The sequence below is a fragment of the Ruegeria sp. AK11 genome (genome assembly GCF_056541095.1).
This window is the reverse complement of record NZ_JBQFXU010000012.1, coordinates 53,277-65,723: the sequence shown is the minus strand read 5'-3', so window position 1 is coordinate 65,723 and position 12,447 is coordinate 53,277. Positions and strand designations below refer to the sequence as shown.

The 12,447-nt window shown below is 58.0% G+C and carries 13 protein-coding genes; 11 read left to right on the top strand and 2 right to left on the bottom strand.

The window, feature by feature from the left end:
- Positions 1-6: 6 nt before the first annotated feature.
- A complete protein-coding gene (locus ACR0D9_RS18540) occupies positions 7-348 on the top strand; it encodes a copper-binding protein (protein WP_170417920.1) in 342 nt (113 codons plus the stop codon).
- Between the two features lie 565 nt (positions 349-913).
- Positions 914-1,534, top strand: a complete 621-nt coding sequence (locus ACR0D9_RS18535) for a class I SAM-dependent methyltransferase (RefSeq protein ID WP_170417923.1) — start codon at positions 914-916, stop codon at positions 1,532-1,534.
- Positions 1,535-1,607: 73 nt separating this feature from the next.
- On the opposite strand, the gene ACR0D9_RS18530 is transcribed toward ACR0D9_RS18535, so the two are convergent.
- Together ACR0D9_RS18530 and ACR0D9_RS18525 are read right to left on the bottom strand one after the other, a co-directional pair.
- Complete coding sequence (locus ACR0D9_RS18530) at positions 1,608-3,038, bottom strand: ATP-binding protein (protein WP_237217564.1); 1,431 nt, start codon at positions 3,036-3,038, stop codon at positions 1,608-1,610.
- Positions 3,002-3,727, bottom strand: coding sequence for a response regulator (locus ACR0D9_RS18525; RefSeq protein ID WP_170417925.1), 726 nt, complete (start codon positions 3,725-3,727; stop codon positions 3,002-3,004). Before ACR0D9_RS18525 ends, ACR0D9_RS18530 begins: the two co-directional genes overlap by 37 nt.
- Positions 3,728-3,899: 172 nt before the next feature.
- Here ACR0D9_RS18525 and ACR0D9_RS18520 point away from each other — a divergent pair, with 172 nt between their 5' ends.
- The 9 genes from ACR0D9_RS18520 to petA all read left to right on the top strand — a co-directional run bounded on the left by ACR0D9_RS18520 (position 3,900) and on the right by petA (position 12,278).
- The gene (locus ACR0D9_RS18520) at positions 3,900-4,415 is read left to right on the top strand and encodes an EF-hand domain-containing protein (RefSeq protein ID WP_170417928.1); all 516 of its coding nucleotides are present in this window, start codon (positions 3,900-3,902) and stop codon (positions 4,413-4,415) included.
- A 251-nt stretch (positions 4,416-4,666) separates the two neighbouring features.
- Positions 4,667-5,389: a TVP38/TMEM64 family protein gene (locus tag ACR0D9_RS18515; RefSeq protein WP_331252139.1), complete on the top strand. Its 723-nt coding sequence runs from the start codon at positions 4,667-4,669 to the stop codon at positions 5,387-5,389.
- A complete protein-coding gene (locus ACR0D9_RS18510) occupies positions 5,386-5,754 on the top strand; it encodes a hypothetical protein (RefSeq protein ID WP_157054266.1) in 369 nt (122 codons plus the stop codon). Before ACR0D9_RS18515 ends, ACR0D9_RS18510 begins: the two co-directional genes overlap by 4 nt.
- An 84-nt stretch (positions 5,755-5,838) precedes the next feature.
- Positions 5,839-6,198 carry a hypothetical protein gene (locus tag ACR0D9_RS18505; RefSeq protein ID WP_152460765.1) on the top strand — a complete coding sequence of 120 codons (360 nt, stop codon included), beginning with the start codon at positions 5,839-5,841 and terminating at the stop codon, positions 6,196-6,198.
- Positions 6,199-6,330: 132 nt separating this feature from the next.
- The gene (locus ACR0D9_RS18500; RefSeq protein WP_170417931.1) at positions 6,331-7,380 is read left to right on the top strand and encodes a YncE family protein; all 1,050 of its coding nucleotides are present in this window, start codon (positions 6,331-6,333) and stop codon (positions 7,378-7,380) included.
- Between the two features lie 132 nt (positions 7,381-7,512).
- Positions 7,513-9,798 carry a copper-transporting P-type ATPase gene (locus tag ACR0D9_RS18495; RefSeq protein WP_170418025.1) on the top strand — a complete coding sequence of 762 codons (2,286 nt, stop codon included), beginning with the start codon at positions 7,513-7,515 and terminating at the stop codon, positions 9,796-9,798.
- A complete protein-coding gene (locus tag ACR0D9_RS18490) occupies positions 9,795-11,129 on the top strand; it encodes an APC family permease (protein ID WP_255612171.1) in 1,335 nt (444 codons plus the stop codon). Before ACR0D9_RS18495 ends, ACR0D9_RS18490 begins: the two co-directional genes overlap by 4 nt.
- A complete protein-coding gene (locus tag ACR0D9_RS18485) occupies positions 11,126-11,404 on the top strand; it encodes a DUF2933 domain-containing protein (protein ID WP_170417934.1) in 279 nt (92 codons plus the stop codon). The genes ACR0D9_RS18490 and ACR0D9_RS18485 overlap by 4 nt, the downstream gene beginning before the upstream one ends.
- A 325-nt stretch (positions 11,405-11,729) precedes the next feature.
- Positions 11,730-12,278: a ubiquinol-cytochrome c reductase iron-sulfur subunit gene (gene petA / locus ACR0D9_RS18480; protein ID WP_050605700.1), complete on the top strand. Its 549-nt coding sequence runs from the start codon at positions 11,730-11,732 to the stop codon at positions 12,276-12,278.
- The last annotated feature ends 169 nt before the right edge of the window (positions 12,279-12,447 follow it).

Sequence of the window (12,447 nt, the reverse complement as noted above, 5' to 3'; positions counted from 1 at the left end):
CATCTGATGAAAACTTTGACTGCAATTTTGGCCCTATTGGCCGTGTCTACAACATCCGGCATCGCGCAAACGAACCACGGCATGGACCATTCCAACATGCCCATGTCTTCCGAACAGATGGAAGGTGCGGTCCACGCAAAGGCTTTGGTGAACTCAATTGGCGACGAAACCGCTAACGTCAGCCATGATCCGATCCCCGAGATCGGGTGGCCCGCGATGACGATGGATTTGCAGCTTCTTGAGAATGCCCAGATGATGGGTGAGATCAGCGCAGGTGACGAAGTCACACTGATGTTGGTCAAAAGCGATGATGGTATGTATGCGATCGGCGCGATCATGAAAAACTGAGTCTGTTGATGCGGCAGCTATTCACCAATGATGTGATTGTTCGCCGTTTCAACGACTGTAGGAAATTCTATGAACTAAGAGAAATGGAGTAGGAGCCACTCAAGAACCAAATCGTATTTCAACGATCTGTGGCTCTGCTCATAAGTTATCAGTCCATTGTCGGTTAAAGGCGCTTTAAGCAATTCGTTGACTGATTGAAGCTCCAAAGCTCAGAAAATCTTCCGGCTATACTGATTGAACAGAGCAATCCAGGCAAGCAGTACACAAACTGCCAACGCTTCGGTATCTCCGGCCCGCGCCACTGCAGTTAAACTGCGCAAAATTCTGGAGCTACTTGCGCAGCCCAGTGGAAATCTGACCGACAAGCAAATCCCACCTAAAACATTTCACAATTGGAATGTGTGTACTACATTGTCGCCGAGATGACTTCACGCGGCCATTCAACGGACCAGCGTCGAATTGTCTGGGGCGTTGCCTTGTTGGTTTTTGCTTCAGTCGAAAACGCAGCGCGGAGCGGTCAAAATGAGGATATCTCCAGGGCGACGACTTGGGAAAACGATACGACATGACAGCTAACACAAGAGAGCACTGGGACGATGTCTATGGCGAGAAGTTTGACACCCAATTGAGTTGGCACGAGGATGATCCAGAGATATCGCTTGAACTCATCGAGTTGATCAGAGTGTCTAAGCCTTCATCCGTCATCGACATTGGTGGAGGTACATCTCGTCTTGCTGGAGCGTTGCTTGCGAAGGGGCTCCATGACGTGACAGTTCTCGATCTATCGCAGGTCGCGTTGGACACGGCCCGGGAAAGGTTGGGGCGCGCCGCTGAAACAGTCACTTGGATTTCTGCAGATATAACTTCTTGGGTCCCCGATCGCAGATATGACGTCTGGCATGATAGGGCGGTTTTTCACTTTCTCGTGGATACATCGCAACGCGCGGCCTATCTGGAAAGCGTGAAGAAAGGGGTAAAAATTGGCGGCCATGTGATCATTGCTACGTTTGCACTTGATGGGCCGGAGACTTGCAGTGGTCTCCCTGTCGCCCGCTATAGTCCGAGCGATATCGCCGTGCTTTTTGAGGAACACTTTGAACTCGTCGCGCATCGCCATCACCTGCACCAAACCTCTTGGGGGGAAAGTCAGTCTTTCCAGTTCAGTGTTCTCCGCCGCTGCGTTTGAGCCCACACCTGAAACTGGCCCAAAGCGGTACGCTTCCAATAAGCTTTCGGGGCATGCCGATTGTGTTCACAAGTTACGTTTGGCCCTCAAAAACTGGCAGAACCACCTTAGCGCACAAGCCGCCAGTTTCCCCGTTTAGCAATTCTATCGTGCCACCGTGCGACTGGATGATCGTACGTGCGATCGACAGCCCCAAGCCGGTTCCGCCAGTCTCTCGCGAGCGGGATGTTTCAAGCCGCACGAATGGGTCGAATACCGCATCGAGCATATGCTCGGGGATGCCGGGCCCCTGATCCTGGATCAATATTTTTGCCTCATTCCCCTCTTGCATGACTGAGACGTTGGCCCGGGCACCATACCGGCAGGCGTTTTCAATGATATTGCGCAGAGCTCGCTTCATCAGCATCGGCCGAAGCGTGACGGCCGGATTGTCTGCGACCGATACTTCAACCGTGTCACCGGCTTGCACAATGTCTTCGGTCGTTTTGGTTACGAATTCACCAATTGGGACGGTACTGGAAGGTTCGCGCGTGGCCACGCCCTTGGCAAATGACAGGGTGGAGTCCACCATCTCCTGCATTTCCTCGATGGTCTCGATCAGATGGTCACGGGTCTCCTCTTCCTCCACCAGTTCGGCGCGAACCCGCAATCCCGTCAGTGGCGACCGCAAATCGTGACCCAGCGCCCCCAATAGTCTGGTCCGATCGGCAACATAGCGAGTCAGCCTATCACGCATATGGTTGAACGCCTGCGTCAAATCTCGCACCTCGGTCGGACCAGAAACCGTCAGTTCCTGGACGTCTTCACCGCGACCAAACTGGTCTGCAGCCAGTGACAGGCGGCGCAACGGGCCGGTCAGCCGTGTCAGTAGAAACCAAATGGCTGCTCCAAGAATTAAAGTTGCAGTGAAACCGAAGCTGACGAAGGACTGCAAAGGCCATTGCAGAGGAGGGTTATGGAACCGGGTATCCACGTTGAGCCATTGATCGGTCGTCAGAGCGATCGACAGCTGCATTTCAATTGCGGAAACGTGATCACGCATCATTGCCATGTGCATTTCAGCCATTGTAGACGGAACACCTTCAACCGGCAGCATATCGGGAGAGAACTCATGCAACTCTACCCGGATGGGACGGTTTTCATAGCCTGGCAGAATTCTGCGGATTGTGTTTTCGACCGTCCCACCAGCGCTATGTCCGGTGTGATCGACTGCGGGCGTATCTGTAAGGCTGAAACGCACCAGTGGAGAACTTGCCGCCCGCAGGATCGCGTCGTGCATCTCGGGTGGAGCTTCTTCAATCAGCCGCGCGATGTTTGCGGCGCGTCCGGCGGTTTCCAGGCCAAGGGCCATGTGCACTGCCATTGAGCGTTCGTCGACGAACAGCCACAGGCTGACCAGTTGCGCGGCAGCCAGCGCGGCGATGATCAAAAGGATAAGCTGACCGCGCAGACTTTGGGCAAAGGCTTTCATCCCGTAAGCTCGCTCACGTCGGTCGACAGGCAATAACCGCCACCTCTTATCGTGGTGATGAGCTTCGGCCGCGTTGGGTCAGCTTCGATCTTGCGACGCAAGCGGCTGACCTGGTTGTCGATCGTACGGTCGAACAAGTGCGGGCTGCGGCCGGCGGTCAAATCCAGCAGTTCGTCTCGCGACAGGAGTTTGCGGGGCCGCTGCAGGAATACGGCCAGCAGCCGGACATCGGCGGTGGTCAGACTTTCTTCGGCCCCTTCGGCGGATATCAAGGTGCGACTGTCGGCATCCAGAACCCAGCTTCCAAAGGCGATCCGTTTGCCGCTCAGATCGCCAGCCGGGGGGACGGTGGTTTCGGAACGCCGCAGGATCGCCTTGATCCGGGCCAGCAATTCACGTGGGTTGAATGGTTTGGGCAGGTAGTCATCGGCGCCGATCTCTAAACCCACGATACGGTCGGTGTCATCGCTGAGGGCTGTCAGCATCAGGATCGGCGGGCCACCGGCCGCGGACAGGCGGCGACAGACCGACAATCCGTTTTCGCCCGGCATCATGATGTCGAGTACGATAAGATCAATCCGACCGGCCGCCAGTCGTGCGTCCATCTCGGTTGCGTCGCGCGCGGTACTGGCGCGCAACCCATTCTTTTCCAGATAGCGGCTGACAGCATCACGGATTTCGCGGTGGTCGTCGACAATCAAGATATGTGGTGCTTCAGTCATGGCGCAATCATAAGCCCCGGCGCGGTACAAATCCCGGCTTTTTTGTATCCCTTTGTATCAGTTGGGCGGGCTGCGACACAACGATACAAACCGGGTTGAGCAGGGGGGTGGTGGCGCGACCGAGGGCGGCCATATGCTTTGTGTAGAAACAAAAACCCGAGAGGTGAAAGTCATGAAACGTACCTTCACGCTGGCCGCTGGAGCCATTGCCGCGACTTTGATGGCGCTGCCCGCGCTTGCCGCCGGTCAGCATGGCAGCAGCGCGCAGATGCAGGGCCATGAGGGCGGCATGATGCAGGGTGCGCCCGGCGGCATGATGGGCGATCACGCAGGCATGATGCAAATGATGGTGAAAATGCATGGCCAGATGATGGGCGGCAACTGGCTGGCGGTTCTGGACATGGACGAGGACGGTCGCCCGAGCGAATCTGAGATCGCCGAAGGTCTGAAGGCCCGGATGCAGGCGCATGACGTCAATGGAGATGGCAACCTGTCGATTGATGAGTTCGAAGCGCTGCATTCCGGGATGATCCGCGAAACCATGGTGGACCGATTTCAGCATCTTGATGCCAATGGCGATGGCGTTGTGACCACAGGGGAAATCGAGAAAGGCGCAAAGACGATGTCGCCGAAACACGGCATGAAGGCCTCGAAACCTGTGACAAAGGCTTCTGAAACCAACAACTGAAACGCAACCGTGTAGCCGGGTCATCGCACTCGGCACAAACCACTGAGGAACAAAGCGATGATGGGCTATGGCGCTGGAATGGGGTTTGGAATGATCTGGATGTTGCTGATCGCAGTGTTGATCGTTCTGGCGATCGTAGCGCTGATCAAATACATCGCTAAGTGACCTCGGAATCCGTCACTCCCGTTTAGGGGTGGAGGGCTATGTCATAGGAGGAACGAAAGCTGGAGGGCCTGCACAGCAATAGCCGTTTGGTTTTCATCGCGGTTTTGATCGCGTTGCTGATCGCCACCATCTGGTTGTGGCTGTCTGGCGCGTTGGACGCAGGACTATCGCGCGAAGTCATTACTGCGTGGGTGGATTGGGCCGGCCCGTTCGGACCCGTTGTCATCATCGGCTTCATGACAGCCGCAGTGGTTGCCAGCCCAATCCCCAGCGCTCCGATCGCTGTCGCTGCCGGGGTGGCATATGGGCATGGGCTGGGAACCGCATTGGTTGCTATCGGAGCGGAGTTGGGGGCGCTGCTGGCGTTCCTGATAGCCCGTTGGTTGGGGCGCGACGCGCTGCGCCAGTGGTTCGGCGACAAGCTGGACTTGGGGTTGCTTGGATCGCAGAATGCCCTGATGTTGACCGTGTTCACCAGCCGCCTGATGCCTTTCGTTTCTTTCGACATGGTCAGCTATGCCGCCGGTCTGACCCGACTTCAATTTTGGCGGTTCGCACTGGCCACCTTGGCTGGACTCCTGCCGGCCAGTTTCGTTCTGGCCCATCTGGGCAGCCAGATTACCGAAACCGCGACAGGCGGCACCAGCCTTGCGGTTATCGGGCTTGGGCTGTTGACGGGGGCGCCACTTATCTGGTTGGCTTGGAAACGCAAGATGCCTGTTGGCTCTTCAGACCACGAATTGAGCCAGATCAATGCGACCGGTCCAAGCGGCCCTAAACTGTTGGAGAATGGAGGAAACCCTAAGTGATCCGCGCACAATGGATATCAACTGCGACACGGACGGCCCGAGCCATGGGCCGGCTGCAGGTCCTGTTGATCTGTGCGTTGGTGGTTTCGATGCTGATCTCTGTTGTGCCGTCCCATGCCGGGCATGACATCGCGAAGGCCGCCACCCAGGCCGAGCTTGTGATCGATGACAGCGGTGGGTATCCCGCGTCTCATCCATCAGAAGAATTAGACTGCTCAGTGCACCCGGGCTGCTATGCGATGGCAGTTATGGCGGCACCTGAATTGCTCTCGATGCGTATTGCTACGCCCGTGGCGCCAGAACGGTTCCGGCCACGCGCAAGCCTGCCGGTCGCACCACTACCACATCCGCCAAACCTGTCCTGAACGTGACCGGCAATGGCTCCGGAATCGCTCCGGGGTCTTGCCCAAGCCGTTGATTGCGGCCCAACTCAGTTCAGGACACTTACCATGCTTACCATTCTGTACTTTTTCGTCACGGGCGTGGTGCTATTCGCACTGTTGCGCCTGACCTGTGGCCCCTGTGTGATGGGGACACAAGAACATCATCCCGGTGTTCCGGTGACAACCCTTGGCTGGGCGCTCAGCCTGTTTCTGGCCGCAACCTACCTGCTGTGCGTGGCCTTTGACCTGATCTTTCCAAGTTTTGCCATGTACCGGGCTTGGATCGGCCTGATGCCCGGAATGACTTGGCTCAGCCTGCCCTCATTCCTGTTGGGACTGTTATGGGCGTTTCTCTACGGCTGGTACGCCGCGTTGCTGTTCGGCGGACTGTTCAATGTCTTTGCGGCTCGCACAAAACTCAACTGATTGAAAGGACAAAGCCATGAAGGCCATCGCTCTGACCCTGCTTTTGACGCCCTTCCTGATGGCCGTCATCTACCGGATTTTTCTGCACGTGCCCGCCAATGCGCGCGTTTCAGTTGACGAAAGGAAACCTAAATGACCCTGTTCAATCTGGCCGCAGGCCTGTCCGTCGCAGCTTTGACTGCGCCTTCGCTCACGCTGGCGGCAACCGTGTTCATTCCCGAAGGCAGCGCGGACTCGGTTCTGGTGATCGACTCCGAAACCGGCAAGACCGTCGAGCGGCTGCCGAGGCTCGTGGCGGTCCATGGGCTGGCCGGCGCGCCCGGCTTTAAGTACCTGGTCGCGGGCAGCTACGCAGAAACCGAGGCCACAACGCCACCAAAACCCGAAGGTATGTCCAAGGATGAACACGCTGCGCACCACGCCAAGCGCGATGTCACTGCGTTGCCCAAAGACAAGGGGCGGAGCCTGCTGACGATCCTTGATGCGGAAACACGCGAGGTCGTCCGCCAGATCGAGGTTCCAGGTGCGGTGCATCACACTGCGGTGTCGCCCGACGGGCGGTTCGCGGTGGCGACCCATCCGGGCGGTGACGGTATTTCGATCGTCGATCTCGATAAGCTCAGCTTCCTTGGTTTCGTAGCAACCGGGCCAATGCCCAACTATGCGGTATTCGCGCCTGACGGCGACAGGGTCTATGTCACCAATACCGGCAATGGTACACTTAGCGAAGTGGATGTCGTCAAAGGCTTCGTCGTACGCAACATGCCCGTCGGCGAAGGCCCTGAGCATCTTGTACTTAACGCCACCGGCAGCGCCGCCTTCGTAGCCGACAGTGATGGTGGCAAGGCCTTCCGCGTAGATCTTGCCAGCGGTTCTGTCACCGAAACCTATGACATTGGAGGCGAGTTGCACGGGATCGGCCTGTCCGACCGCGAGGGCGTACTGTTCGTGGCCGCCAAAGGCACCGACCGGTTGTTGTCGATTGATCTTGCTACGGGCAAACAGCGCTCGACCAACCTGTCACCGGCACCTTATCACCTGACGACCATACCGAACTCAGGCAAAGTGATGGTATCAAGCCGAACCGAACCGAAGGTCTGGATCGTCGATCAAGTCAGCCTGACGGCTATTACCGAAATGCCGATACTGGGTGAGGGCCACCAGATGGTTGTTCTGCCCTGAAGGACTGTGCCCGGCATTGCGTAATTAAACGGCTCTACGACCAAAGCTTAAACCAGGGAGCAGAACATGACAGAAGACCACGACATCAGAATCCACGCGAACGGCCCGACCGAGGTCGCTTACGTCTGCCCCATGCATTCTGACGTGCGTCAATCTGGGCCCGGCGACTGTCCCAAATGCGGGATGCACCTTGTGCCCGAGGGCGAGGTGGATGCGCATGCGCATCACCACCATTCCGCGCATCATGGCGCGACGGACGAGAACGGTGAATATGACATCGTTCCGACAGGCTATGACGGACCCGTATATACCTGCCCGATGCATCCGCAGGTGCGGCAAACCCATCCCGGGTCCTGTCCACTCTGCGGCATGGGGTTGGAGCTGGAAAGCGCGGCGATGGTGGACGAGGGGCCGAACCCGGAACTGGTGGATTTCACCCGGCGCCTATGGGTAGGTGCGATTCTGACGCTTCCACTTTTGGTTTTCACGATGGGCCCCTACGTTGGGCTGTCTGGTGTGCGAGAGATTTTTGGTGAGCGAACAACCCTATGGATTGAACTGATACTTGGCACTCCGGTTGTTCTTTGGTGCGGTTGGCCATTTCTGGAACGAGGGTGGAATTCGTTTCGCACCATGAACCTGAACATGTTCTCGTTGATTGCCATGGGGGTTTCGGCCGCGTGGCTGTTCAGCGTTGTCGCCGTATTGATGCCCCACATATTTCCGGACGGTTTTCGAGATTCAGAAGGCCATGTTGGGGTCTATTTCGAAGCGGCCGCAGTTATCGTTACACTTGTTCTGCTCGGGCAGGTGATGGAACTGCGGGCACGCGAAGGCACAGGAAAGGCAATCCGCGCTTTGCTGGACATGGCCGCAAAGACCGCCCGCATTATCCGCCCTGACAGCAGTGAAGAGGAAATTCCGCTTGAAGAAGTACAGGTAGGTGACCGCCTTCGCGTACGCCCCGGCGACAAGGTGCCAGTAGACGGCATTGTACTCGAAGGGCGCTCATCTGTTGACGAAAGCATGATCTCTGGCGAACCGGTTCCGGTCGAAAAGGTACAAGGCGAGCCGGTCACAGGGGCCACAATCAACGGCACCGGTAGCCTTGTGATCGAAGCAACCCGAGTGGGCTCTGACACAATGCTGTCCCAGATTGTCGAAATGGTGGCCAACGCGCAACGCTCGCGCGCACCAATTCAGAAATACGCTGACAAAGTGGCGGGCTGGTTTGTACCGGCGGTCATAAGTATAGCTGCGCTGGCCTTTATTGCATGGGCAATTTGGGGACCGGCTCCGGCGCTCTCCTACGCCTTGATCGCAGCGGTGTCGGTACTGATCATAGCTTGCCCGTGCGCGCTTGGCCTGGCCACTCCGATGTCGATCATGACGGCCACGGGGCGCGGGGCGCAGGCCGGAGTGCTGATCAAAAATGCCGAAGCGCTGGAGCGGTTCGAGAAGATCGATACTTTGATCGTCGACAAAACTGGCACGCTGACCATGGGCAAGCCAAAGCTTGTGGCTGTATTACCCGAACCTGGCCATGACGAGGTCGAGGTGCTGCGGCTGGCCGCAACGCTGGAGAAGGGCTCGGAGCACCCGTTAGCTGAGGCAATCGTCACAGGAGCCGAGGAACGTGGCGTAGCCCTGTCCGACGCCAGTGACTTCGAGGCGGTGACTGGTAAAGGCGTGAAAGGCACGGTGGATGGCCGCCCCGTCGCGCTCGGCAATCTGAAACTGGTCACCGATCTCGGACTCGAGGCGGCCGAACTGACGGCCAAGGCCAATGCGCGTCGGGATGACGGCGAAACGGTGATGTTCGTGATGCTTGATGGTTCAGTGGCGGGGTTGGTCTGCGTCGCCGACCCGGTCAAGGAAACAACACCAGCCGCACTCAAGGCGCTGCACGAACTGGGTTTCCGGATCATCATGGCGACTGGCGACAACGAACGCACTGCAAAGGCGGTGGCCGAACGTCTGGGTATCGATGAGATTCGAGCCGACGTACTGCCCGAGGACAAGGCCCGCATAATTCGCGAACTGCAGGAGAAAGGCGCAAAGGTCGCCATGGCGGGTGACGGAGTGAACGACGCACCCGCGTTAGCGCAGTCCGATGTGGGCATCGCCATGGGGACCGGTGCCGACGTGGCGATCGAAAGTGCAGGCTTCACGCTGGTCAACGGAAGCCTTGATGGCATCGTGCGCGCCCGTAGGCTGGCCCGCGCTACCATGCGCAATATCCGGCAAAACCTATTCTTTGCCCTGATCTACAACGCCTCGGGCGTTCCGGTGGCGGCGGGTCTTCTGTTCCCGCTTTTCGGCATCCTGATCAGCCCGATGTTTGCGGCCTTCGCTATGAGTGCTTCATCGATTTCAGTGGTGTTGAATGCGCTGCGATTGCGGGGGGCGAAGATTTGAGCACGCACGAGCATAGTACCCACGGCGCCAGTGGCGCGCTGAAGCCCGGATCAATCTCGCTGACCGGAGCCGTCGCCATGGGGACCGGCGTGATGATTGGCGCTGGGATCTTTGCACTTACCGGACAGATCGCCGGGCTGGCGGGGCCATGGTTTCCGCTGTCCTTCGTGGTCGGGGCCGTGGTGACGGTTTTCAGCGCCTATACCTATATCGCCATGTCCAACGCCTGGCCCTCATCAGGCGGCATCGCCATGATCCTGACCAAGGCATATGGGCCCGGGGCGGTTGCGGCGGCGGCCTCGCTGCTGATGGCACTGTCGATGGTGATCAACGAAAGCCTCGTCGCGCGTACTTTCGCGACCTATGCGCTCCGCCCGTTCAACATCGAGAGCGGACCGCTGGTGTCTTTGGTCGCTGTTGCGCTGATCGTCTTTGCCTATGCGGTGAACCGGTCGGGCAACCGGTCGGTGGGGTTGTGGTCGATCATCATGTCGGCGCTCAAGATAGGCGGGATCGCAATATTCGGCATCGCCGCACTTTGGGCTGCGGGCGGAACCTGGCAGGTTCAGGGCTCGGAACCGGCCGCGCCGCTGGGGTTCGTCGCCTCGGTAGCCCTGTCGATCCTCGCCTTCAAGGGCTTTACCACCATCACCAACAGCGGGGCCGAGATCGTCGACCCGCACCGCAATGTCGGGCGCACCATCATGATCTCGATCGCGATCTGCGCGGTGGTCTACCTGCTGGTCGCCCTTGCCGTCGGTGTCAGCCTGCCGCCCGAGCAAATCCGCGCGGCGCAGGACTATGCCCTGGCCGAGGCTGCCAGGCCGGTGCTGGGGCAGGGCGGGTTCTACCTGACCGTGGCGCTGGCGATGGTGGCGACGGCCTCGGGGCTGATCGCCAGCGTTTTCGCTGTGTCCCGGATGCTGGCGATGCTGACCGACATGAAGATGATCCCGCACAGCCATTTCGGCATGACGGGCAGCATCCAGTCTCACACGCTGATCTACACGGTCGTGATTGCGGGCCTGCTTGCGGTGTTGTTCGACCTGTCTCGCATCGCCTCGTTGGGGGCGTTCTTTTACCTGGTGATGGACATGGCGGTGCATTGGGGTGTCTGGCGACGCTTGCGCGGTCAGATCAAAGCCCGTGGATGGGTCTTGCTGACCGCCCTGGCGCTGGACTGCGTAGTCCTGACCGCGTTCACAATACTCAAGCTGCGCTCCGACCCGATGATCGTAGTATATGCCGTTGCTGGCATCGGCTTGGTCTTCGTCTATGAGCGCATCTTTCTCAAACAATGGATCATCGAAAAGGAGACAAATCAGCTATGACCCAATCAAATTTCGACGAAACCCGCGCCACACAGGAGACGACCGAAAGGGTCAGCTCTGACGTAACGGCCGAAGCGCCCAAAACCGAAGATCAGACGGCCAACGGTGCCAAGCGTAATTGGCTCCCGGTTGTCATTGCGATCGCGTTGGGCGCCGCTGTTCTGGGCTGGGAATACCGCGAGACACTCTATCCTTTGCTCAGTTCTCCGTTGCTGTTCTTGCTGGTCTGCGTGGGCATGCATTTCTTAATGCATCGCGGCCACGGCAAACACTGAGAACGGCGCCCTGTATGGCTGGCGGCTTTGCGGCAAGAACACTGCGCAACAAGGAGCAGCAACGGCCAACTGATCAGAACAAATTTGTAACCCAATAAGGAAGGGAAATTGCCATGTTAGCAAATCCAATTCGGAGAGCAGCAACTGAACTGCACCTGACGGCCGGTGCACTAACTGTAAAGGCATTGCACGGTGACACCGACGAAGATCACTCTGATGAATAGGGAATGGGGCATCGCGGTGAAGAAGAGGACCAAGGCGACTGATCCACCTCGTCCGAGTCCTATCATTCGATGAACCCGTCCTGACGCACAGGAGGAACAATATGTCTGAATTTTCTGAAAGACAGGCACCTTCAGAGCCTGAAACTCGGCGCGATTTCTTATACTTCGTCACCGGCGGTGCCGCCATCGTGGCCACGGGCGCGGCGGTCTGGCCACTTGTTAACAGCATGAACCCCAGTGCAGACATCTCCGCCCAAGCCGTTGTCGACATAGATCTTGAAGGTGTCGGACCAGGAACGAGGATCACTGTTAAATGGAAAGGCAAGCCGATCTTTATCGACCACCGGACTAAAGAGCGGATCGCGCTGGCGATAGCAGAAGACGATGCACCAATGATCGACCCGCAACCTGACGCCGAGCGCGTACAGCGACCGGAATGGCTGGTAGTTATTGGCGTTTGCACCCATCTGGGATGCATACCACTCGGGCAGGGCGGCAGCGAACCCACCGGAGACTGGGACGGTTGGTTCTGTCCGTGTCACGGTTCACATTACGACACGTCTGGCAGAATTCGGAAAGGCCCCGCGCCCCGCAACCTCGATCTGCCCCCTTACGAGTTCGTCACCGACACACGGGTCAAAATTGGGTGACGGCGCGGTGAACTTTGTTCAGAGGCGCGTGCCTCACCAAGTTCGTTTGTCAGTCCTCGAATATCCCTCGATCAGCGCCGCGATGCTATGTGGCGGAATTCGACATGTACCCCGCTTTCTGGAGTTTTCGAGAAGAGACCTCGCCGTCATGTTCTGAACGGAACAATTC

Excerpts from the sequence above, each read along its gene's own strand:
- ACR0D9_RS18500 (WP_170417931.1), top strand. The coding sequence starts at position 6,331 with ATGACCCTGTTCAATCTGGCCGCAGGCCTGTCCGTCGCAGCTTTGACT.
- ACR0D9_RS18535 (WP_170417923.1), top strand. The coding sequence starts at position 914 with ATGACAGCTAACACAAGAGAGCACTGGGACGATGTCTATGGCGAGAAG.
- petA (WP_050605700.1), top strand. The coding sequence starts at position 11,730 with ATGTCTGAATTTTCTGAAAGACAGGCACCTTCAGAGCCTGAAACTCGG.
- ACR0D9_RS18485 (WP_170417934.1), top strand. The coding sequence starts at position 11,126 with ATGACCCAATCAAATTTCGACGAAACCCGCGCCACACAGGAGACGACC.
- ACR0D9_RS18525 (WP_170417925.1), bottom strand. The coding sequence starts at position 3,727 with ATGACTGAAGCACCACATATCTTGATTGTCGACGACCACCGCGAAATC.
- ACR0D9_RS18505 (WP_152460765.1), top strand. The coding sequence starts at position 5,839 with ATGCTTACCATTCTGTACTTTTTCGTCACGGGCGTGGTGCTATTCGCA.
- ACR0D9_RS18495 (WP_170418025.1), top strand. The coding sequence starts at position 7,513 with ATGCATTCTGACGTGCGTCAATCTGGGCCCGGCGACTGTCCCAAATGC.
- ACR0D9_RS18520 (WP_170417928.1), top strand. The coding sequence starts at position 3,900 with ATGAAACGTACCTTCACGCTGGCCGCTGGAGCCATTGCCGCGACTTTG.
- ACR0D9_RS18540 (WP_170417920.1), top strand. The coding sequence starts at position 7 with ATGAAAACTTTGACTGCAATTTTGGCCCTATTGGCCGTGTCTACAACA.